The sequence below is a fragment of the Acinetobacter sp. I-MWF genome (assembly GCF_025433935.1).
In the GTDB taxonomy this organism is placed as follows: domain Bacteria; phylum Pseudomonadota; class Gammaproteobacteria; order Pseudomonadales; family Moraxellaceae; genus Acinetobacter; species Acinetobacter guillouiae.
The window spans coordinates 574,007-595,389 of sequence record NZ_JAMBAR010000001.1; the positions used below are offsets into that span (position 1 = coordinate 574,007).

At 37.3% G+C, this 21,383-nt stretch carries 27 protein-coding genes; 7 read left to right on the forward strand and 20 right to left on the reverse strand.

The window, feature by feature from the left end; genetic code table 11:
• The first annotated feature begins 68 nt into the window (after window positions 1–68).
• Window positions 69–959 (forward strand): LysR family transcriptional regulator, encoded by an 891-nt coding sequence (locus tag M2R48_RS02755; RefSeq protein ID WP_262085012.1) that lies wholly within the window; start codon window positions 69–71, stop codon window positions 957–959.
• Window positions 960–1,037: 78 nt separating this feature from the next.
• Here the strand turns inward: M2R48_RS02755 and dusA are convergent, their stop codons facing one another.
• Complete coding sequence (gene dusA, locus M2R48_RS02760; RefSeq protein WP_262085013.1) at window positions 1,038–2,057, reverse strand: tRNA dihydrouridine(20/20a) synthase DusA; 1,020 nt, start codon at window positions 2,055–2,057, stop codon at window positions 1,038–1,040.
• A gap of 51 nt (window positions 2,058–2,108) precedes the next feature.
• On the opposite strand from dusA, the gene M2R48_RS02765 reads away from it, so the two are divergent.
• Entirely contained in the window at window positions 2,109–3,353 is a 1,245-nt protein-coding gene (locus tag M2R48_RS02765) for a tyrosine-type recombinase/integrase (RefSeq protein ID WP_262085014.1), read from the forward strand.
• A gap of 21 nt (window positions 3,354–3,374) precedes the next feature.
• Here M2R48_RS02765 and M2R48_RS02770 read toward each other — a convergent pair whose 3' ends face one another.
• Genes M2R48_RS02770 through M2R48_RS02795 form a run of 6 tightly spaced genes read right to left on the reverse strand, consistent with a single transcriptional unit; the run spans window position 3,375 to window position 7,500 of the window.
• On the reverse strand, window positions 3,375–3,662 hold the full coding sequence (locus tag M2R48_RS02770) for a pyocin activator PrtN family protein (protein WP_262085015.1): 288 nt from the start codon (window positions 3,660–3,662) through the stop codon (window positions 3,375–3,377).
• A gap of 1 nt (window position 3,663) precedes the next feature.
• Window positions 3,664–3,888, reverse strand: coding sequence for a hypothetical protein (locus M2R48_RS02775; protein ID WP_262085016.1), 225 nt, complete (start codon window positions 3,886–3,888; stop codon window positions 3,664–3,666).
• Between the two features lie 53 nt (window positions 3,889–3,941).
• Complete coding sequence (locus M2R48_RS02780; protein ID WP_262085017.1) at window positions 3,942–6,668, reverse strand: toprim domain-containing protein; 2,727 nt, start codon at window positions 6,666–6,668, stop codon at window positions 3,942–3,944.
• Window positions 6,669–6,674: 6 nt separating this feature from the next.
• A complete protein-coding gene (locus tag M2R48_RS02785; RefSeq protein WP_096733050.1) occupies window positions 6,675–7,070 on the reverse strand; it encodes an ogr/Delta-like zinc finger family protein in 396 nt (131 codons plus the stop codon).
• Window positions 7,063–7,302, reverse strand: a complete 240-nt coding sequence (locus M2R48_RS02790; RefSeq protein ID WP_262085018.1) for a hypothetical protein — start codon at window positions 7,300–7,302, stop codon at window positions 7,063–7,065. Before M2R48_RS02790 ends, M2R48_RS02785 begins: the two co-directional genes overlap by 8 nt.
• Before the next feature lie 21 nt (window positions 7,303–7,323).
• Window positions 7,324–7,500, reverse strand: coding sequence for a toxin-antitoxin system HicB family antitoxin (locus M2R48_RS02795; RefSeq protein ID WP_262085019.1), 177 nt, complete (start codon window positions 7,498–7,500; stop codon window positions 7,324–7,326).
• A gap of 119 nt (window positions 7,501–7,619) precedes the next feature.
• On the opposite strand from M2R48_RS02795, the gene M2R48_RS02800 reads away from it, so the two are divergent.
• Both M2R48_RS02800 and M2R48_RS02805 read left to right on the forward strand, forming a co-directional pair.
• Window positions 7,620–7,973 (forward strand): helix-turn-helix domain-containing protein, encoded by a 354-nt coding sequence (locus M2R48_RS02800; RefSeq protein ID WP_262085020.1) that lies wholly within the window; start codon window positions 7,620–7,622, stop codon window positions 7,971–7,973.
• A gap of 3 nt (window positions 7,974–7,976) precedes the next feature.
• Window positions 7,977–8,201, forward strand: a complete 225-nt coding sequence (locus M2R48_RS02805; protein ID WP_262085021.1) for a hypothetical protein — start codon at window positions 7,977–7,979, stop codon at window positions 8,199–8,201.
• Window positions 8,202–8,229: 28 nt separating this feature from the next.
• Here the strand turns inward: M2R48_RS02805 and M2R48_RS02810 are convergent, their stop codons facing one another.
• From M2R48_RS02810 to M2R48_RS02820, 3 genes are all read right to left on the reverse strand, one after another.
• A complete protein-coding gene (locus M2R48_RS02810; protein ID WP_262085022.1) occupies window positions 8,230–8,448 on the reverse strand; it encodes a hypothetical protein in 219 nt (72 codons plus the stop codon).
• 128 nt (window positions 8,449–8,576) lie between these two features.
• Window positions 8,577–8,759, reverse strand: coding sequence for a hypothetical protein (locus tag M2R48_RS02815; protein ID WP_262085024.1), 183 nt, complete (start codon window positions 8,757–8,759; stop codon window positions 8,577–8,579).
• Window positions 8,760–8,762: 3 nt separating this feature from the next.
• Window positions 8,763–8,909 carry a hypothetical protein gene (locus M2R48_RS02820; RefSeq protein WP_262085025.1) on the reverse strand — a complete coding sequence of 49 codons (147 nt, stop codon included), beginning with the start codon at window positions 8,907–8,909 and terminating at the stop codon, window positions 8,763–8,765.
• Between the two features lie 623 nt (window positions 8,910–9,532).
• Here M2R48_RS02820 and M2R48_RS02825 point away from each other — a divergent pair.
• The 3 genes from M2R48_RS02825 (at window position 9,533) to M2R48_RS02835 (ending at window position 12,475) form a co-directional block, all read left to right on the forward strand.
• A complete protein-coding gene (locus M2R48_RS02825) occupies window positions 9,533–10,075 on the forward strand; it encodes a hypothetical protein (protein ID WP_262085026.1) in 543 nt (180 codons plus the stop codon).
• A 63-nt stretch (window positions 10,076–10,138) separates the two neighbouring features.
• Complete coding sequence (locus M2R48_RS02830; protein WP_262085027.1) at window positions 10,139–11,587, forward strand: AAA family ATPase; 1,449 nt, start codon at window positions 10,139–10,141, stop codon at window positions 11,585–11,587.
• A 3-nt stretch (window positions 11,588–11,590) separates the two neighbouring features.
• Entirely contained in the window at window positions 11,591–12,475 is an 885-nt protein-coding gene (locus M2R48_RS02835) for a DUF4435 domain-containing protein (RefSeq protein WP_262085028.1), read from the forward strand.
• A gap of 34 nt (window positions 12,476–12,509) precedes the next feature.
• Here the strand turns inward: M2R48_RS02835 and M2R48_RS02840 are convergent, their stop codons facing one another.
• From M2R48_RS02840 to M2R48_RS02885, 10 genes are all read right to left on the reverse strand, one after another.
• Window positions 12,510–13,532, reverse strand: a complete 1,023-nt coding sequence (locus tag M2R48_RS02840; RefSeq protein WP_262085029.1) for a contractile injection system protein, VgrG/Pvc8 family — start codon at window positions 13,530–13,532, stop codon at window positions 12,510–12,512.
• Complete coding sequence (locus M2R48_RS02845; RefSeq protein WP_224964763.1) at window positions 13,529–13,960, reverse strand: phage tail protein; 432 nt, start codon at window positions 13,958–13,960, stop codon at window positions 13,529–13,531. The genes M2R48_RS02840 and M2R48_RS02845 overlap by 4 nt, the downstream gene beginning before the upstream one ends.
• A gap of 9 nt (window positions 13,961–13,969) precedes the next feature.
• On the reverse strand, window positions 13,970–16,486 hold the full coding sequence (locus tag M2R48_RS02850; RefSeq protein ID WP_262085030.1) for a phage tail tape measure protein: 2,517 nt from the start codon (window positions 16,484–16,486) through the stop codon (window positions 13,970–13,972).
• A 12-nt stretch (window positions 16,487–16,498) separates the two neighbouring features.
• Entirely contained in the window at window positions 16,499–16,639 is a 141-nt protein-coding gene (locus tag M2R48_RS02855; protein WP_315972851.1) for a GpE family phage tail protein, read from the reverse strand.
• Window positions 16,612–16,965, reverse strand: a complete 354-nt coding sequence (locus tag M2R48_RS02860; protein ID WP_096733077.1) for a phage tail assembly protein — start codon at window positions 16,963–16,965, stop codon at window positions 16,612–16,614. The genes M2R48_RS02855 and M2R48_RS02860 overlap by 28 nt, the downstream gene beginning before the upstream one ends.
• Before the next feature lie 47 nt (window positions 16,966–17,012).
• Window positions 17,013–17,519 carry a phage major tail tube protein gene (locus M2R48_RS02865; RefSeq protein ID WP_262085031.1) on the reverse strand — a complete coding sequence of 169 codons (507 nt, stop codon included), beginning with the start codon at window positions 17,517–17,519 and terminating at the stop codon, window positions 17,013–17,015.
• Between the two features lie 2 nt (window positions 17,520–17,521).
• Window positions 17,522–18,145: a phage tail sheath subtilisin-like domain-containing protein gene (locus tag M2R48_RS02870; protein WP_262085032.1), complete on the reverse strand. Its 624-nt coding sequence runs from the start codon at window positions 18,143–18,145 to the stop codon at window positions 17,522–17,524.
• Between the two features lies 1 nt (window position 18,146).
• The gene (locus tag M2R48_RS02875; protein ID WP_262085034.1) at window positions 18,147–19,196 is read right to left on the reverse strand and encodes a hypothetical protein; all 1,050 of its coding nucleotides are present in this window, start codon (window positions 19,194–19,196) and stop codon (window positions 18,147–18,149) included.
• A 112-nt stretch (window positions 19,197–19,308) separates the two neighbouring features.
• Window positions 19,309–20,382, reverse strand: coding sequence for a leucine-rich repeat protein (locus M2R48_RS02880; RefSeq protein WP_262085035.1), 1,074 nt, complete (start codon window positions 20,380–20,382; stop codon window positions 19,309–19,311).
• Window positions 20,383–20,489: 107 nt separating this feature from the next.
• Complete coding sequence (locus M2R48_RS02885) at window positions 20,490–21,380, reverse strand: phage tail protein (protein WP_262085036.1); 891 nt, start codon at window positions 21,378–21,380, stop codon at window positions 20,490–20,492.
• Window positions 21,381–21,383: the final 3 nt, after the last annotated feature.

Below are 21,383 nucleotides of genomic sequence, written 5' to 3' on the forward strand. Positions count from 1 at the left end.
GTCTAGTGAAATTAAACAATCTAATCTAATATAGAAAAAAGCAGGATTGATCTAATTTTGAGATGAATATGGCGACGTTCAAACAATTTAATTATTTGATTAGAATCGTAGAGGAAGGTGGTTTTATTGCAGCTTCTGAAAAGCTGTTTATTGCCCAATCAGCTTTAAGTCGTCAGATCAAGCTTTTAGAGGACGAAGTAGGATTTGAAATTTTTGACCGCAGTGATAAAAAAATAAAACTCACTCAAGCAGGGCAGTTCTTTTATGCTCAAATTAAAAATAATTTACTGAACTTAGATCATATTATTGAAAATGCTAAAGATATTGCAGATGGACAAAATCGACTCATTAAAATTGCACACTCAAGTACTATTACCATGAGCTTAGAAAAAGTCAAAGTATTTGATCAAACCTCAAAGCATCTCAATGTTAATTTCGAGATCAACAACTTGTCATCTGAAGACCAAATTCTTGCACTGATGAAAGGAAATATTGATGTTGGTTTTATTCGCCCACCTGTTTTAAATCGCTTAGATGAGTTACATGCAACCACGCTCTACCCTGAACCTTTGTACGTTGCACTTCATCAAAATCATATGCTAGCTTCAGAACGCAGTATTAAAATCCAACAGTTAAGACATGAAAATTTTGTTTCTACACCGCATGCAGAACGGGGCGGATTAAGTTATTTGGTTGCAAACCTTTGCCTAAGTGCTGGTTTTTCTCCAAAGAAAGCGGCGGTTCAGTCCCGTAAAGTTTCACAATTGCAATTGGTGGCTGCTGAAATTGGAATTTGTATTGTTCCTGAGGAATTTAGGCATATTCTACCTAAACAGGTACGACTGATTGCTTTGGACGCTGAAAATGCATGGTCTGATGTTGTGATGGTCTGGAGTAAAAATGCAGATGGTGTCATTCAGCGATGTACTGAATACATGATCAAACAGTTTCAACGATGATCTTTAAAGACCATCGTTTGATTGAAAAGATAGCTATGGATTAAGATTATATTGAGTTGTAGAAATTTTCAGTCGTGATCAGACAGACTGTTCACGAATATAATCTTCTGTACGCTTCATGGCTTCTTTAATATTGATAATGGCATTTTCAACATCTGCAAATGTTTTGGCATTACCGCCACTTAAAGCCTGACGCCATTTACGAGCACCGGGAAGGTTTTGGAATAAGCCTAAAATATGGCGTGTAATAATCGATAGAGGTGCACCTTCTTGCATACGTTTGGCAATATAAGGCAGCATTTGATCGATAATATCAAAACGATCAGGTAAGTCTAAGTTCCAGAGTTGACCTAATTCTGCCAACAGGTAAGGGTTGTGATAAGCCTCACGCCCAATCATGACTCCATCAACATGCTTTAAATGTGTTTGCGTTTCAGCAAAAGTCTTAACCCCACCATTGATCTCGATCAGTAGCTCAGGACGCTCTTGTTTTAAACGATACACATCTTCGTAGCGTAGTGGTGGAACATCGCGGTTTTCTTTTGGTGATAAGCCTTGCAGCAGAGCAATACGGGCATGTACGATAAAATTATCACATCCAGTTTTCGCAACAGTATCGACAAAATGTAGCATCTCTTCATAAGATTGCATGTCATCAATACCGATGCGGTGTTTTACAGTAACTGGAATATCAACTGCATTACGCATTTCAGCAATACATTCTGCAACCAAATCAGGCTCTGCCATTAAGCAGGCACCAATCTTATTGTTTTGCACGCGGTCACTTGGACAGCCCACATTTAAATTGATTTCGTCATAACCCCAGTCTTGCGCCATCTTGCTACAAGTTGCAAGATCTTTCGGATTTGAACCACCGAGCTGTAGAACAATTGGATGTTCTTCATGGTTATAATCCAAATGACGATTTGCTCCACCATAGATGATGGCACCTGTAGTAACCATTTCTGTATAGAGGATAATATTGGGGTTAAACAAACGTGCAAAGAAACGATAGTCACGAGTTGTCCAATCCATCATAGGCGCAACGGATATTCTCGGAAGCCTTGATATATCTGCGTTTTGTTTAAAATCAGCCATTTAGATACCTATTGGAAACTGCAACATTCATGCACATTTAGCAACTTTCTAGTGTTAATTGTATATAACTGCAACTATACTGCTACTAAATTTTTTCATTTAAAAAATAGTAGCAAAATGGGCTATATCACAGAGCTAAAGTCAAAGACTAAAGGTACTCGCTATAAAGCAGTTATAAAAATTCGGAAGAAAGGAGTAGATTTTTTCGAGACTGAAACTTTCAGCACTCGTGCACTTGCGAAAAATTGGATTAAAAAAATTGAAGACAAATTAGAAAAGAATCCAGAGCTTTTGTCAAATAATAAACTGTCTCCCTCTATGTCACTTGGTAGCGCAATTTCAAAATATATGTTGGAAGTAACAGATTATGGCAGAACAAAAAAATCAACTCTTTTACAAATTCAAAAATTTGATATTGCAGATCTGCCATTAAGTAATTTAAAACGATCAGACTTTGGAGATCATGCACAACGAAGGGCACAAGGTTATAGCAATCATAGTTATGAATTAAAGCCTGTAGTTGGAGCAACAATTAACTTTGAATTCCAGTGCATAAAATCTGTATTAGATTATGCAGATCTAGTATGGGGTATAGAAATTGATCTTCATGAATATGAAAAAGCTGTAAAAGGATTACGGAAAGCTCGAATTATTGGTGACTCTGTAGAGCGCAATAGATTACCAACGTCAACAGAACTTCAGGACCTCACAACTACCAGTTACTACGAATTTAACTACGGTAGTCGATATGTTGGTGCACCAATGTACTTGGTAATTTGGTTAAGTATATATACTGGCCGACGATTGAATGAATTAGTCCGTTTAAAAGTGAATGATTACGATCAAGAGCAAAAAAAATGGTTTATAGAAGGTGTAAAACATCCAAATGGATCAAAGGGTAATGATAAATGGTTCGTTATTTCTGATTTTGCAGAATTAGTTATAAAAGAATTATTAAAGCCTGAGGTCAGAAAACGAATGTTACAACGTGGTGGTGGTGAACAATATTTAATCCCATTTGAAACAGATGCAATTGATAAGAACTGGCGTAGGTTACGTGATTTACTTGAAATAGTTGATTTACATTTTCATGATATTAGGCATGAAGCAGCTACACGTTTGGCAGAACAAGGTAAAACAATTCCTCAGATTCAACAGTTTACTTTACATGATGATTGGAACAGCTTAAGAAGATATGTAAATTTAGACATAATTAGAAAAAAAGTATTAGATTTTTCTGAGGCAATTGAAGTTGCTGTTAGTACTCCGATCGGAAAAATTAAAGCCCCAAAGTAGGGGCTTTATTAACTTTAGAATTTAAGTTGAATGCCTGGTCATTGCTTCATGATCTTGTTGAGCTACAGCAACTTGTTTATCTATATATTGAGCGAGATCAGATACGTTCACCATCCAAGTCGCTTTCCCTTTTTCTCCTAATCTCATAACTGGAAATGGTAATTCTTGTTTACTAGCAAGACGTTTTGCATATTCAATAGACATGTTGTTTAAATAATCAATTACAACCGTTTCAAGAGAGATTATAGGTGACATGTAACGTATAAAGAGCATTTGATAAGTATTTAGTTTAGGGACAAATTTAGCCAATTTATGCTGCTCCTTTTAACTGTTCTTCATGTTTTAAATCTTTCTCAAATCTTCTCGCTTCTTGGCGTTCCATTACAGCAATTTTTGCATGAACACCTAAACGATCACGCCCTAGTACTTCAGCAATAAAATGTACTGGATATTTATCTTCAAGCATTGAAATAAGTACTTTTTCTTCACATGGCCACCAACCGCCACGAGCAATTTTAAAAGGGTTATTTTTCATAAGTTATTTCTCCTTAAAAAGAAGTGCAAGCTTCTTTATTTACGCTTTAAAAATTATTTAAAAGATGTTTGTTGGTTGTAGTATGGATTGGTAAAAAGCCAGCATTTGACGACACGTTCACGCATTTCTGATGTCACATTTTTAACTTCATCTGCTGGGAAGTTTTTAGACTTAACCGGTTTATTCATTTCTATGAATTTATAACGTCGACTTGATCGAAGCAGCGTTCGCATTTCATTAATATCAGGTAACGATTGATAGTTACGAGCAGCAACTTTGTAGACTTCATTGAGATTGATAGCGATGCTTTGGGCATCTTGATCATGATGATTCAAACTGAATGCTGCGTTTCTACTGACATTCATATATTCGTAGGCATCCCAAAATTGTTGAACAATAGGGTGGTCGCTACTTAATTGCTCCACACGTTCCCGTGCCATTGCCTCTAAAATACGTTTAGCATCGCAAATTTCTTCTAATTCGATGACTTCTTTTAAAACGTGTTGTTCAAGTGCATCAATCATTGCTGAGACTTGTGCATGACAAAGGGCAATACGGGTATGCGTAATGCCTTTTTGATGGAATTCTTCTTCTAATGTTTGAATATTATCTGAATAGGTTTGCAGAATTTTTGCTTCATTTTTTAAGCAATGCGTCATGTAAGTACACGCATCTTCTAAGGAAATACGAGAAAGACGATCGGCAATTCTTTTCTTGTCAAGGTTATGGCCTTTTGTTGTTACTGTAATATGTAGGGTACGAGATAAAATCGCCTCTGACGCCTGTATAGGCGTATTTTGACTGATCATGATTGCGCCACGGAAAGGTGGCTCATACGTTTCATTGCCTGCTGTTTTTAAGCCCTTGGAGCGGATTGCTCGACCGTTGAATGCATCTTTCAATTCGTCCCAACTAAATTTAGCTTTTTGGACACCACCATTTTGATCATTTCGGTCGCCTTCAATCAAAACGATCGGCATATTCGAGGCTTGGGCAAAGTTACGATAAATTGCCACACTGGTAGATTTATTCGGATCAAAACCTTCATAGGCTTCTCGACCGCTAAATTTCCAAAGCAACTCAAGCAATGTTGATTTACCTGCACCTGCTTGACCAACAAATTCAAAAAAAGGATATGAGGAGTTAAGACCTCGGATCTGCTCGGCAAAATATGTTCCTGTCCACCAAGCAAGAACGATTAAGCCATTGGCGCCATTCAATGTATAAAAATCTTTCCACCAAGTTGCAGAAAATTCCTTTTTAGGATTCAGGGTAATCACTGGTGAATTTGCCAAGCTTTTTAATTCTTTTTTTCCCGTTTTGTAGAAATCATGTTCATTTTTGGGGATAACTTGCCCGTTATGCACAGCATATTTATCAAAGATATAGGCTTGATAATCTTTGCTATAGCCAATGAAATCGATAGTTTTAACTTCACGTAATTTTTCAGTTTTACGCTTAATAAAGGTTTCTAGTTGTTGGTCACTGCCAGTCCACATCGCACCTGAAAGCACGGACATTACACGAGGCTTAAATTTACTGCGTGATGCCATGTGTTCAGCGGTAAAAGTGGTCTTGGTTTCTCCCCATGGGCTTTGAAGATGAAAGTAATACCAAGATTCATCGGTAATTTCGTTTCGTTGAAAATACAACGGCTCAAGCTGTGCATTACAGATTTCTTTCGCAGAAGAACATGTTTTTAATGCCTGTATACGCTTTTCATCTTCTGAAAGCATTTGTTCTTGTTGGCTTTCCTCAACATATTGGACAGCTTTGTTATATTTTTCATAATCTAATTCCCACCAGTAGGTACGGAACTTATGATTGAAAAAGAATTTACTTAGGTTGCTACCATAAAAGTTATAGATCAATAAGCCAGCTTCTTCAGGCGTTTCAACAATTTGAAGCTTGCCAAAATGGAGGTATTTCTCCTGGTCTTTTTCAGTCAATTGTTCACGTTGAAATAGATCATTCCAATCGAGTGATTTTCCATTAATCGGTTTTGGTGGAAGGGCAGCAGTTGAAATCCAACCTTGATCGGTTGCATGTTTATGGTGTTTAGGTAAATACTTCTTGCCTGCGTTGTCATTATCCAAAGCCCAAACTAAACGAGGCTTATCTTTCTTGAGTTCATGACAGCGTTTGCTGATCGAATCTAATAATTGTGTTGGATAATTACCGCTATTCATATTGCTCAAGCTAATTATGCCTGCTTGTGCCAGCGCAATACTGTTAAATATGCCCTCAGTTATCCATATACTACCTGCATTACAGAGTTCATCTAATTCATGTACTGTCCATGCTAAGCCAGTCCATTTACCAATAAAATTGGCTTTCTGACGACCAAAACGATCAGGACGATCAATGATCCGTTCCCAATAGATTCCTTCAGCTAATTTGAAGCGTACAGTTGCACTGACTAAATTTCTATTTTTAGGCGCTTGATATAGTTCCTGTGTGTATCTGCCTTTTAAATTTTTAAGGTTAAAACCTCGACCAACCCTCAAATATGCATCTGCAGCGGCATTTGGATTCTCATGTGTTTTAGGGTGATATTCTGACCAATCTTTAAAAAATTCTTCGCAAATATCTTTGACGTATTCCTCATAACCACACTTATTGATTCGTCCGCATTTCACCATGCGTGGTGTTTCTGCATGTGTGTAAAGTTCTTTCTCATTACAACTTGGACAAAGACCTTGACGATACCATTCACCGACTCTTTTAAAGTTAAATAGTTGGTTAAGTCTGTCATCAATACGACGCTGAAGATCCATCATTAAGGCCTATATAAGTTTCATTTGTAGAAGTCGATTGCGGTAAGTCGTTGCCCTGGTCAAATCAATTGTTGACGAATGGAAGAGCGCAGAAATAAAGCCTTCTACATAATTTTTTTGGTGTTCATCAATTGAGGTTTGGAGTTCTAAACTTTCGATGTGATGTTCAAGTTCTTGCTCCCACTGGCGTTTATGCTGTGGTAATCCCGTTTGAACCTCAGGATTTGGATTGATGCTGTTCTGAATCGGTCGCACCATTTCTAAACTCGCTGCAAAACTGGCAAGGCATTGATCATTGCGACATGAAACAATCAATTCATGTAAGAGTGGTGAAGGTCTTTTTCGACTAGATACATGCATACGCATGCCACAGTGAGGGCAATAAAAACCAATTGATTTACTCATCGTTCAATTCCTTTACTGATTTTATTAAACGACTTGGAGCAATCACATTTGATATTTGAATGTGAAAATGAACCATAGTCATGCATGTCAGCTCCCGACACTCACCTACATAACCTTTGGGATTTTCTAAATAAACAACAGTCCCCAAAATTCTTAATGGCTTGTCACACACAGGACAGCAAATTTTTTCATTAAAAATGTGTCCATATATTTCAGAAAGTGCGCTTGGCATGAATTCCCCAAAACTCGTGACTTATGATGATTCTGAATTTTGAGAAGAAGTGTTTGAAAGATTTTTTTCAACAAGGTGCTTTATCCATTCGTTTAAAGTTTTGTCTTCTTTCGCTGCTTCTATACGTGCAAGTCGTTTGATTTCGGGTGTAGTGCGAAAGCTCACTTGGACTTCTTTTTGAGATTCATTAATAGCCATGTTTTTTTCCTTGTTAAATACAGTTTTGAACTGTGGTTGAGATGGAACTTTGTTAAAATGGTGTTTGTTCAACAAGATAGTATATCAATTGGAATACTATCTAAACAGGTGTATATCAAATGGTATATGAAAATATCGATCAAAAAGGGGATCGCATTCGTATAGAGCGATCAAGACTGGGGTTGTCGCAAAGTGATTTTGCATCTCTCATAAATAAACAAAAAATGGCAGTGTTTCGCTATGAAAAAGGTGAGCGTGTCATGGGACAAGATGATCTAGAGGCTTTAAATAAAGCTGGGGCAGATGTTTGGTATTTAATTACTGGAGAAAGAACTCGTTCAGATTTACTTACTGATGATGCTAAGGAATTACTTAAACTTTGGGATTCTATAGACCCAAGTCAGAGAAATACATTAATTACTTTAGTAAGGAATTTTGCTGAAAGTTTTCCAAATACAAAAATGAAAGGATAAATAATGAATAAGCGTTTGATTGATTTTGAATATGGCAGTCATGAAGATTTATCTGATTATTTACTTATTGTTGCAATGAATATTGAAGATAGTTTAATGACCGCTGGTGCAGTTCCCAACAAAGATTACACATATCTTGATTTAATTAAATTGGCGCAGCCCTTTGCTTTGGAAAAAATGAAGAGTAATGAACCATTAAGTTTGTTATATCCAAAACGAGCAGGATAGTTCCTACTCGCTTTGTATAAATTAATTATTATTCTTGCTGTGGCTGTAATCGGTTTTGTGCAGCCATAGTCATTTTAGGATGAGTCGTTGATAGTTGATCCTGTATAATAATTTGTCGAATCTGTTCCTGAATAATAAATAAAGTCGCAGCTACAGATTCGCCAGTAAGTGAGTTGCAGCTTTCAGTTGATTCAATCAATAAAGCTAAATGCTGATCTAATAAAGATAATCTTGATTGCATATCCATCTAATTCTCCAAATATCGGTTAAAATTATTCTTTATCAGATCGCTCAACTCATTGAAGAATTGGCAACTTTTTTCAGTTTTTTTAAAAAATAAAATGATATGAACAATGAAAATGAGTTTTTGAAAATTCATATGTCGTACCCCAAGCGATAGGACTGCATATAGCAGGCTTTACAACGTGCAGTCCATTTTTGAATACCATTCTTCATGCCATTTTTAAAATAGAATTCTTCGTCAAAAGGAAAATACTCATTGCACATTGGGCAACATTTTTCAGTGCCTAATTCGGTTTGTATATAAATTTTAGGCATGACTTAACCTCGTTTTTTAGAACGAAGGAATTTCAAAATTTGAATACTAAGCTTTTCAGGTTGAGCAAAATCAGGCGCATTTAAGCGTTGAATACAGAGGGTGTCTAGACATGCAGGTGCTGAATGCACACTTTTGTTTTGAGTGTTCATAACGGTTTTCTCAGTGACAAATTATAAAACCTGACAACATCCTTCCTACGGGATGGTGGCAGACTATGCAAGGTGTAGGAATACCGTTCACTGAGTACGGCCAGCACAAGGCTGCCCTGCCTAGCCTACCGTAAAGACTGTCTAAACAGTTGGCAAAAAAAATGCCGCATAAGCGACTTTGTTTTGCGCTCAGTGATAATAAAACAGGTTCCTACGCCCGTTCACAGTTTCGCTGTGATGTTTGCAATATAACGATGATTTTTTTTGAAGTCAACTAATGTAGAAAATTTCATTCTTTTATATCTCTAATACTTAATTCTATTTGTATATAGAAGAAAGTATCATTTTGACACTTTCCATTGGGTCATAATGAACCATATCATTGTGTCAATATGAGCTGATTCATAGTGTCATTTTTTAAGATAAATTAATGGGATATTTTAAAATATATACAATATTGGATTTTAGTTGAATGATATACTTAACTTTGTGAATTTGTGAGAGAATATAGAAAATTTAATATAAAAGTAGTAATTACTTAATAACTTATGACAAAGAAATTTAATTCACGATTAGTGGAATGGATAAATGAGTTTGGACAAGACCGACTCAAAGAAATGAAAATGTTAGAAAAACGAAAATTAAAAGATTCAGAAGTATTTTCTGATGCTCTAAGTTATATCCATCTTCAAAAAGATTTTGGCAATGATGACTATGAGTTAGCAAAGCTGACTTTTAATGGAATCATAAATAACTTCAAAAAATTACCCATAAAAAAATGTCCATTTTGCCAGGGGGAAATGGTCGATAATAGTGATGCTATAACTTTAAAACCATATATGGGGAGCTTTGGGCTTTCTACATTTTCTGATTCATATCTAGCCCAAGGAAGTGAACATATTTGGCTTGGGAATTATACATGGTCTTGTTATGACTGTGAAACCTTAGCTACACATCCACCTAAAGATACAGCCAAGGTTTGGCTAAACACACCAGAAATGCGAAAGAAGAAAATCTTTGCCAGTTCTGTATTTAAAAAATTCCCAGAAGTTGAAGCTATGAGTTTGGAAGGTATGGCAGGGCGTGGGTGGTTAATTAAGTTTAATGATATTTGGTATAGCAACTGTAGAGTAAAGGTTGAGCTGGTGAGTGTGTGGAAGATTTAAGCAATTATTTAATGGACGTAGTAAATTAATATATTAGTTTTTTAAATTTAATAGAGGTAAAAAATGATTTTTCATGTAAATAAAGATTTAATAGAAGAAATTGAATCTGAATTAAAGTATATATGTGTTGAAGGGTTGAATGGATTTTTAAAACATGAAATTCATTTAAAAGAGGAAGGTATAACTATTTTACATGGGCCTAATGGTTGTGGTAAAACAACACTATTGGATATGGTTATGCATTTTTATAATTCTAATTACGCAAAATTGTCGCTTGTTGATTTTGAAAAATTCACATTAATTCATGAAATAAATAATGAAGGAAGAATAGAAGAAAAAACTATAGTATTTAATAAAAATATTATTGAGTATAGTGAGGATATTAAACCAAATACTTTATTAAGTAATTTTGAAAGAAACTGTTTTAAAAATCAAATAGATTTTTATAGGTTAACTGTAAGTATAGATAATAAATCTCCAGAAACTCTATTATCAAGACCTATAGATGATTATCATGATTTTTCTTCAGAAACCAATTTCAGCAGAAAGGTTAAATTTAAATATGCTTTTGACGATGAGTTGCGTAGAGTTAGAATTGGGGAAGATTTATTTGGTGATGAACATAATTTTTATGTGGAAGAAATGGATGATAGTGGAAGACGATTATTAAATAGCAAAAAATATATGGATATAAAGCAATTATCAAGATCCTTGAAATTTTTTATGGTAAAAACACAACGTTTAATTTATATGCCTTCAGAAATTAATGAAAGAGACAAAAAAAATTATGGCAATTTAATGATTGAAAGATATGCTAAAGATATTGCACAGAAAATTGCTACATCTTTAGCAGAATCAAATGAAAAAACAGCATCTCATAATAAATCTTTTCCAGAACGACTCATTCAGAATATCAATATTATTGAAAATACTCATGAATCTGAAAATGATATTAGACTTAAATATAAAGAAACACAGGATAAAATCACTAAAATATTAAATGCAGGACTGTTATTTAGAGAAAAAAATATTGCTTTACCAGATGAAAGTTTAAATAAAGATAATGTAAAAACAGTTTTATCATTATATCTCCAAGATTTGAATGAAAAGCTTTCAGTGTATGATGATCTTCTTGAGAAAATTGAAACATTTCAGGAAATCGTAGGTCAAAAAATACGAAATAAGGATATGAAAATTCATTATGAAAAGGGTTTTTATTTTACGTCGAAACACGGAGATAAGAGAGAGCTCAAGTTATCTGAACTTTCCTCAGGAGAACAACATCAAATCGTATTATTTTATGAATTAATATTTCTTGCAGATAGTGGTACATATTATTTAATTGATGAACCAGAAATTTCACTTCATGTTGATTGGCAAAGAAGTTTTCTCGATGATATATTAAGAGTAGAAAATTTAAGAGGTCATAAGTTTATTATAGCTACGCATTCACCACAAATTATAGGATCTAGAAGAAGCCTTTGTGTTTCACTTGATGGTGGGATTTTATAAGTCATGAGCGCTATTTTTCCAACTACACAAGAATTAATTACTGAAATTGTGTCATTAACTGGAGAGACTAAACCTTGGCTAATTGTAGAAGGTGAGTCGGATGTTCGCTTTTTTGAACAGAGGTTTAATTTAAAGAGACCTATTACTTATGAAGAGAGAAAAGGGTGGGAAGGAGTAGTAGATCTACTAAAAGAGTGGAATATACTTTCTGAACAAGAGAAAAAAGGGCAGAAAGTTATTGGTGTAATTGATCGTGATTATCATGAAGTTATTGGAACAGATATACCTGATAATATTGTTATCGTGGATCATAGAGATCTAGAAATATTTATGTTTGAATGCGATGAAGCATTACATAAGGTAATTTCAGAGCTAGGTTCTTTTGAAAAGTTACCTCATATAAATGGTAAGCTAGATTTAAATCAAGTTAGACAAGTAATTTATAAATTGGCTTATCCTCTTAGTAAGTTAAGATTTTTCAATGCATTAAAATCAGAAGTTAATCTAACTTTTAAGAAGCCCTTTGACTTTAAGAAAATTGTTGATTTAAAACCTTTAAATCTAGATTCTAATGAATTAATTCGTAAGATATCTATTGATAGTTGTTGTCAAATTGAAATTCTTGCAAATTTGATTACTGAAGATGTTGAAAAACCATGGAATAGCCATCAAAAAATCTCTAATGGACATGATGTTATGTGTTTATTAGGTAAAAGCCTTCAAAAGCATTTTGGTACAATCAGTGATTCGAAATTTGTTGAGGGGGATAGGATAGAAGGTTTATTTAGAATGGCTTATCCTAACAATGAATTTGAGAATTCTAAATTTGGTATAGAGCTAATGATGTTATTAGGTTTAATTGAACAGAAAGAAAGTATGGTCGCTTAATAAACTAGATTTAAATATGTCTTTAGTTTTATCACTAAATTGATGTATTTGCCTCTAGATCTAGTAGAGTAGTCAATCCGCCACTTTTAGCATAGCTATGAGTGGCTTTTTCAACAATCCATCTCAATCGATCAATCTCATTTTTAAAACCATCTAGTTTGACAGGACACTCTGTACTGATTTCAGGTATTCCATAGGCCAGACTAATGCTGAATTTGGCCATTTGCCGTTTTATCTCATCCATTTTTGCATCTGCAGCACGTTGAGCATCCTCTTTACTCGCAAATGTCCCTTTAATTACTTTTGTCTTGGTTGTTGGATCATTGCCACCACCACGTTTTTCGGGATTACCTGAAGTTACACGCTGTCGTTTAGCTTTTCCTAAATCTTGATAGCCTGCAGAAACACTGGTGTAATCTGATTTCCGATCTTGCTCGATATAACGGAATTGATCGCCAGTGCTCCTGGTCACAGTAATTGATGACAAATCTTGACCTGAAGCGGATTTAGCTGTGCCAGCCTTAAAAATAAGTAAACGATCTTTTTTGACTGCCATTTCTGCGCCATTGGTCTTTGCTAAACGTGCCAATAGGTTGAGATCCGATTCATTGGTTTGATCGATATGATTTAAATTTATGGCTTTTAAATCGGCAGTCATGATCAGTTCTAATTGATGGTTTTTCGCAATTTCATTTGCAATCTCACCAAAAGATTTGCGGTGATATGATTTTGACTTGGCAACTTTAATGCTGCTCTTGAAATTAGCGCTCGAGGCTTTTAAGGTGATGGCGTCTGCAGGACCTGACCATTCAGCCTCATCGACAATGAAATCACCTTTATCGTGAAGTTCTTCACCAATGAACCCCATTTTACAATTCAGTCTTACTCCTCGTTTTGGTAATTCTAAAGCTCCATCACTATCATCAAGTATAATGCTGAGTTCATCTGCTTCATTGGCTCGATTGTCGGTTACAGTTACGCTAATGATTCGACTTAGAATTAAATCATTTAAGGGCTTATTGTCCGCAATAATCAGGCATGTTGGTGTTTTTATCATGTGATCACCTCATCTGTGTTTTCAGGTGCAGTTTGCTCCTCGATGCGCTCATCATCGGTGCGAGAAAGTTTTAAGGTGAAATCAACTTTTCGGGGGACGCCATTGTCTAAAAGATAAGTCTTGGTTTCATCAATATTGTCGATCACATAGACACCGTATAAATAACCGCTGCCATCCATAAGCACAAAACCTTGGCCAGTACTGGCCATGCTGGCAAGTTCATCAATCGCATAGCGACGCCCGAACCCGTATTCTTCATAAATTAGACCAGGTAAAGTTACGGTATCTGAACCAACACCGGTGTATTGCTTTTTGGCTCTGCCTGCAGCCACTTCATTTTCAGCATATTTCCACGCACGTTGTCGCTGAATTTCGGTAAAACTCAAGGTATCGATTTTAAATAAAAACTGTCCAAGGCTCATTAACATGATGTATTCCTAGTCCTGGTCGCTATAACTGCGGTTTTGAGCTGAAGCGACAGATTGCTGCCATTTATTTAATTCTCTATTGACTACTGCACCAACAGCCTGAGTATCAGAAACCCCTGAGATATGAATCTGTGCCGGTGCAAAATGATTGATTGATGTTTTCGCTTGAGGCAAGCGTAAAGGTACGATCGGCTGCGTTTGAATCGTTTTAGTGGGGATCGTGGTTCCAGTTGCTGCAGTATTACTAAATTGCGGAATTTGAGGAATTTTTGGAATATTCACAAAGGGGATTTTGTTCAGTCCAGTAATGAGCGTATTGACAGCGCCAATCACTAATCGAATCGGCGAAAGTAAATGATCAACAATACTCGCTCCTACGGCCACTACACCGCTTTTAAAGTTTTCCCATGCCGCCATAGCAGCGCCAACAAATATCACGATTTTGGCTGCAGTCTCGCCCAACCATCTGCCAATAGTCATAATGGATTGGATAAATATGCCTGCAAGTAGACCAATAAATTCACCCAATATTTTGCCGTAATTGGTCGCATTTTGAAGCTCTTGATTGGAGGCTTGCATCGGTGTCAGTATTTCACCCAATATGCCTTTAAATGCGGTCCACGCGCCTATCAGCGCATCCCAAACCGGCTGTAAGGGTGCAAGTGAGGTCTTGATGTTATTAAATGCGCTGCGAATTGCATCTATGGCAGGCGTAAGGCCAATTTTTAGACCATCCCAAAACCCTTTAAAGAATGCTTTGATCGGCCCCCAATATTTATAGATGACAAAAGCGACCAGGGCGATTGCTGCAACAATCCAAGTCAAAGGATTAGTAAGTAGGGCAATGCTCATTGCCCGTAAACCTACAAGCAATAAGGGAATCGCACGACTGGCCAAGAAAGTAAAAGCACGACTTACAAGTTGAATGGTTTTTGCTATGAGTGTGAAACGGCTCGGTAGGCCAATGCCCAGTTTGCCTGCAACGGTTCGCAATACAAACATCAAAATAGCAAGCTTGGTAATGCCTGCAATCACTCCAACAATTGCCCCAAAAAATAAGTTGGTGGTGTATCTAATACTTAACATCGCCACTTTAAACATGATCAATTGCATAGCAATTTTAGCAAGGGTACGAACAAGCTCAGGGTTTGCATCTACCCAATTTTTGACTCGATCAATGATTTCTGTGACTTGTTGGATAAAAGTACGTAAGTCGTTTCCAAGCACTTTTTGTATGGAAATACTAAAATCTTGCCAAGCACCACCCATATTTTCGATATCGCCTGAAAGATTGTCTTTTAAAATCGCAGCAGCTCTTGCAGCTGCGCCTTCAGAGTTTTCAAGCTCACTGGTGAGTTGCTTAATCTTATTTACAGTTTTGCCTGTGTTTTCATCAAGTATTGCTGTTTGATCAACCAATACAGCCATTGCTGAAGCAGCTTCGACACCTGAAATATCTGAAATGAGTTCTAAGCGTTTTTGTGAACCCATGCCTGCAGTAGATTTTCGAATATCATCCAAAATATCAGACATATCACGCAGATTGCCTTTTGTATCTACTGTTGTGACATTTAAGGATTCAAGCGCTGCTTTGGCTGCTTTTGGTGGTGATGCTAAACGCAACATGATGCCACGAAGCGAAGTACCGGCTTGGGTATCAAGGATATTATTATTTCCCAATAGGCCAGCCATTGCGGTAGTTTCTTCAATACTTGCACCATATTGCTTGGCAACAGGTGCAACATACTTCATGGTTTCCCCTAAACCTTGAACACTGGTTGCAGTCGCATTGGTGGACTGTAAAAATATATCATTAACTCGGTTGATATCCTTGGCTGCTAAACCGAATCCATTTAGTGTACCTATGGCAATTTGCGCTGCCTCAGCAAGTTCGACTTTGCCTGCTTCAGCCAATTGTAATGTACCGCCTAAAGCCTCATGGATCTGCTTAGGATTAAAACCGCCTGAACCTAAATTGAATTGCGCCTCTGCAGCTTCCTTTGGACTAAATGATGACGCTGCGCCCCACTTACGCGCATCATCCTCAAGCATTTTCATTGTTTTGCTGTGTTTTTCTAAATCTAAAACCGCCTGAACACCACTCATTTGTTTTTCAAACTCAAGGGCAGGTTGAAAAAACTTATAAAGTCCTGCGCCTGCAGCGATACCGCCTATGGCCATGCTTTTAAATTCTTCTCGCATTGCTGCTCTACTTTCAGCAAGTTTGGCATTCCATTGATCTGTTTTATTGAGGATTGCGGATAATGCATGATCTACATGACCATATTCAGTCACCAACATTTTTGTTGCTGATCGAACGGCATGGGAATATTTTTCTGTTTGTTTTAGAGATTGATTATATTGTTGTGCATCTGAACCGCCCATAGTGCGGTTTAAGCGGTCAATACTTCGGGTAAGATCTTCAATAGAATTTTCGGTGTTATCCGAATTCTGACGAATCATTTTAAGAGGACGAGTAGCTTCATCCACGATCATTAAAATTGCACTTAGACTTAGACTACTCATATTTTTACCTGGTCAATGATTGACTTCAGAACGTGCGCGCGCTCGTTCATTCCATTGCATTAATTCTTCTATTTCCCAATGTTCACAATCTTTCGGTGTCCAATGAAAAACTACAGCAAGGTTCGCTATGACGTCATCAACGCTGCTTGGGATTTGGCTTTCGCACTGACTAAAAAACTGGTGAGCTCCACTGTTAAAGTGGTGTAGTCAGATACATCCATTGCGTTTAATTCAGCCACATTAAGGGCAGGTTGAGTAACACGGGTAAGTACAGTATTCACCGCATTAATTTCCCACTTGAGCACATCCTGTAGGCTTAAATTGCGTAATGTACCGACGTTGGGTTTACGAATTTGAATTTCAGTAATTTGAATCTCACCACGAAGGATGGGGTTTTCTAAAATTGCTGTTTTAACATTCGGATCTGTGATGGTTTCTGAATTAAGTGCTTGAGTGGTTTTTTCAGTTGCTTTAGTCATGATTTTCTCTGATTTAAATATAGAAATGGGGGGTAAAACTTGGTCTATTAAAGACCAAGTAATTTTTTGATATCAGCAACGAGATTACTGTCACCGAAGCGTTCAATACCTCGAATGAAATCAAGTTCAACTTCGACTACGCCATCGACTTCCATACGGTAATAGGTGTAGTTGTAAGTAATTTTAATTTCAGTTTTATCGCCATTTTTTGAGGTACCAGGATCAAGCTCCAATGCCTGGCCACGCATATAAATTTCGACATTTTGAATCTTGCAGGTATCTTGATTCTCGTAAATGCCGACAAAGCGCACAGGTAAATCGTTGGTCCCACATACCCCCAATTGTAGGTATTGTTTGACGTCAAAACCTGCATAGGTCACTTCACCCTCAAGCTTTTCATAGCCCATGGCCAAAGCGACATCACCGATCATGCCTGCGCCTCGGAAGTCTTCAGTCTTTTTAGTGATTTTCGGAATGTTGAAGGTTTCGGCTACGGTTGCCCATGAATGCATATTGACGAATACATTAAAATTTTTAAGCGTTCTTGGTAACATGCTTAAACTCCTTCTGTGGTGTTTGCGCCATTGATCAACTGAGCAAAGTCGACCAAGTATCGACCTGTGATACGTTGGTTTAAGCCTAGATTTTCAAGTGGTGGAATAGGGGTGTAGTCATAATCGACCCACATTTGCCCTTGCTGTAATTGTGTTGTTGAGTTCTCATTCGGGTCATACCAAACCGATGCACCCAATAGGTGTTTTTCGCCAACATGCTCCTGAAGCTCTGCATCAATTGAATCAATAATGTCTTTGGCCAAGAAAGGTGTTAAGGGTTCATCAACAAAGGGGAAACAGCCATTAATAATGGTATCAAGTAGAAAATGTGCTGTTCGTGTTGATACCTCAAATGCAAAGTTAGGATCAGCAGAACAGGTACGGTTGCCCCAAAAACGAAGGCCTTGATGTTGAATAAGCGTTGTGATTTCTTTGCTGTTGAGATAGCCAGCGTCAGTGTCAGGATCTTCTAGATCCCAAGTAATAGGGCGACTGATTCCTGTTGGTCCAGTCACTGGAATATTTGAAAGTGATTTATGCCAGCCGACTTTTTTGTCAGTTTCAGCACGTAAAGCAGCAGCAGCCACGACGGCAGAGAGGATGCCTGGTCCGTATAAAAGTTCCATATTAAAGTCCTAAAAAGTTTTGAATACCACAAGAGTGGATTACAAGAGGGCTAACTAATGGTGTCGCAGAATCTTGGCTTCTTAAAAAATCAAAAAAATCATATTCAGCGTTCAAAGATTTTTTTAAAGTTATCGTCGCTGCGCCTTTAAACGCAGATCCATCACCACCCATAATCCAACCATGATAGGATTGAAAATACGCAACTCCACCACCGCCACCTGTAAGTACTTGGCGATCGCTTTCAACAAGTAAAATTCGACGAATAATCGTTTCAAATTCAGCTCTGGTACTGTTGGTTTCATTGTCCAGTTTTAAGACCTGATTTTTAAAATCAATGTTTTCTTCAGGGATTTGTAGATCATAAGTAATCGTATATTGAGCCATAGAAGATAAATCCATCGCGATATCTTGAACTGCAAAATATGATGGATCACATTGGCCTTTCGACTTTCCCAAGAAGACATTTCCACTGGTAAACTCTGGCCAAATCAGCATGATTTCACGATCTGAAAGCGTGTCTCGATAGGCTGTAACGTCTTGCATGGTTTCAAGCATTACCCCGAACATATCCCGTGGGGTAACATAAGAGAAAGCACGAATTTTTTTATTGATGGCTGCCAAGGCTTGGACGACTTCAGGGGTTTCTACATCCGGTGCAATGTTAATTTTTGGCGTGATTCCCAAGATTGATTTTGCAGTCAGCAATGCTTGGATACCTGTGCGCTGTCCTGTAGGCAATGTGGTCCCAACGACCAGGCTTTGATTAAAAACTTCACCTTTAAATGGGTCTTGAATACGAATAACCACCAATGTTGGAGAGGTAATCGCGGACATGGTTTCTAAACAAGCTCTTAAATTACCTTCAGTCCCTGAGGCTGCAAGTGCTCGATTGATTGATGTCACTAAAGTCGGTGTGTCGAGTGGAAAAACATTTTCATCTGCATCATCCGAAAAGGCGATGAGTCCGATGACATTGGTGTCAGCATCTCGCATCGGAATGATGCCTGACGTGGGTTCTCTTTTGGATATCCCGTGATGAAACTCAGCCATGATTACTCCAAATATGTTGTTTTGGCAGATTTGAAGTCATCATGCGGTTTGAGATTTTATAATTCTATAAGTTCGATCCTGTTTAAGTCTTAAACAGGATTTTTGCATTTGGTCAGTTTATTGGTTGAATGAAATTTGCATAAATATCCCAAGCCGATTTATAGGCATCTACTGAAGCAGCAGGTACATATATTGTTTCTAATGGGTTATTTGAAAATGATGCAAAGGTTTTACCAATGGTTGGTGGTATCAGGCTTAATGCAGTCACAGTTTTAATTTGATTATTTGCAAATGCAAAGCTATCGAGTTCGATTAATTTTGTAGGTAAAACTATTTCGCTGATTTGATTATTTGCAAAGGTATTTTGTTTAATCCGTTGTAATGACTCAGGGAAAACGAGTTTTCCTGAAATCTTATTATCGTAAAATGATCCATCACCAAGATATTCAACACCCTCATAAACAACCACATGGGTAATATTTAAAGATTTGAATTGTTCGAATTCTACACCCTTCAAGTATTGAGTATTTACGATTCCATTAATGGTGTAATCGATACTTCCACCACTTGGTTGAGGAATATTATTCCCTTGAAGCACATTGCCACTGGTAAATTCAGGCCAAATCAGCATGATTTCACGGTCTGAAAGGGTATCTCGATAGGCTGTAACATCTTGCATTGTTTCAAGCATTATCCCAAACATATCCCGTGGGGTGACATAAGAGAAAGCACGAATTTTCTTATTTACGGCTGCCAAAGCTTGGACAACTTCAGGGCTTTCAACACCTGGTGCAATATTAATTTTAGGTGTGATTCCCAAGATTGATTTTGCAGTCAGTAAAGCTTGAATACCTGTGCGTTGGCCAGTTGGTAAAGTTGTACCAATGACCAGGCTTTGATTAAAAATCTCACCTATAAATGGATTTTCAATACGAATAACCACAAGTGTTGGTGAAGTAATCGCGGACATGGTTTCTAAGGACGCTCTTAAATTACCCTGAGTTCCTGAAGCTGCTAGTGCGCGATTGATTGATGTCACTAAAGTCGGTGTATCAAGTGGGAAAACATTTTCATCTGCATCATCCGAAAAGGCGATGAGTCCGATGACATTGGTGTCAGCATCTTGCATCGGGATGATGCCTGAAGTGGGTTCACGTTTAGATATACCGTGATGAAACTCAGCCATGATTACTCCAAATATATTGGTTTGGTGGATTTGAAGTCATCATGCTGTGTGAGATTTTAATATTCTATAAGTACAATCCAGTTTAAGTCTTAATCAGGATTTTGCTTTTATGAAGTACGAATCCAAACATCGACCACCATAGATTTTTGTACGATATTATGGGCTTTATCGCCACCAATCTCGTTAGTTTTTAAGTCAGCAGGCTTATCAGTTGAAAAATTAAATGAAGGACGTGCACTACCAGGGCTGTCGGTTGTCGTTGCATCGATATTAATGCGGTGTTTTGGTAATTCTTCAATGCTTAATTTATGGGTATATTCGCCCCCGGTGTTGCCTATTACTTTCATAAAACTAGGCGCAAGTTCATTACTTTCTAGGGCACGGCTGACCAGGGCATGACCATCACCCGACTTTTGCCATTCGCCATATCCTTTATGTTTATTCACTGCATCTGAATTATTGAATAAGATTGTGGTGATGAATGGATCGCCAATGGCAATATCATGTCGGCTTAAAATGGTTTCTTTTAAACTATTAATTTGATCTAAAACCCATTGTTTATTTGCAGTGACAATGTGGGAATCAATTTCGACTAAAACTTGAGCGCCTGAATCTGCTTTAATTTCGGTGACAATTTCAAGTTCACCACCTGCACCTTCAGCAATCACCGGTTTGTATGCGCCATGATAATTACCAATATAAACCAGTTGGCCAGTGGCATCGATAAAGCCATATTCATGCATATTGAAACCACCGATATTTGCTTCAATCGTGGCAGAGACTCGTGCAGTTTGCCCTAGTACTTCAACAGATTGAATAGGAACTCTGGCACGTTCATTGACTAAAGATGTTCGGCTTTTTTGGTCAATAGGTTCATAAGGTTGATTATTTGCATCACCAATCACCATAGCGGTGAGTTGAATGCTGACAACATCATGAGCTTGAGCAATCAATGATGAACCGTACTCAGTCAAAGCGACATAGTATTTTGCAGCCATAAT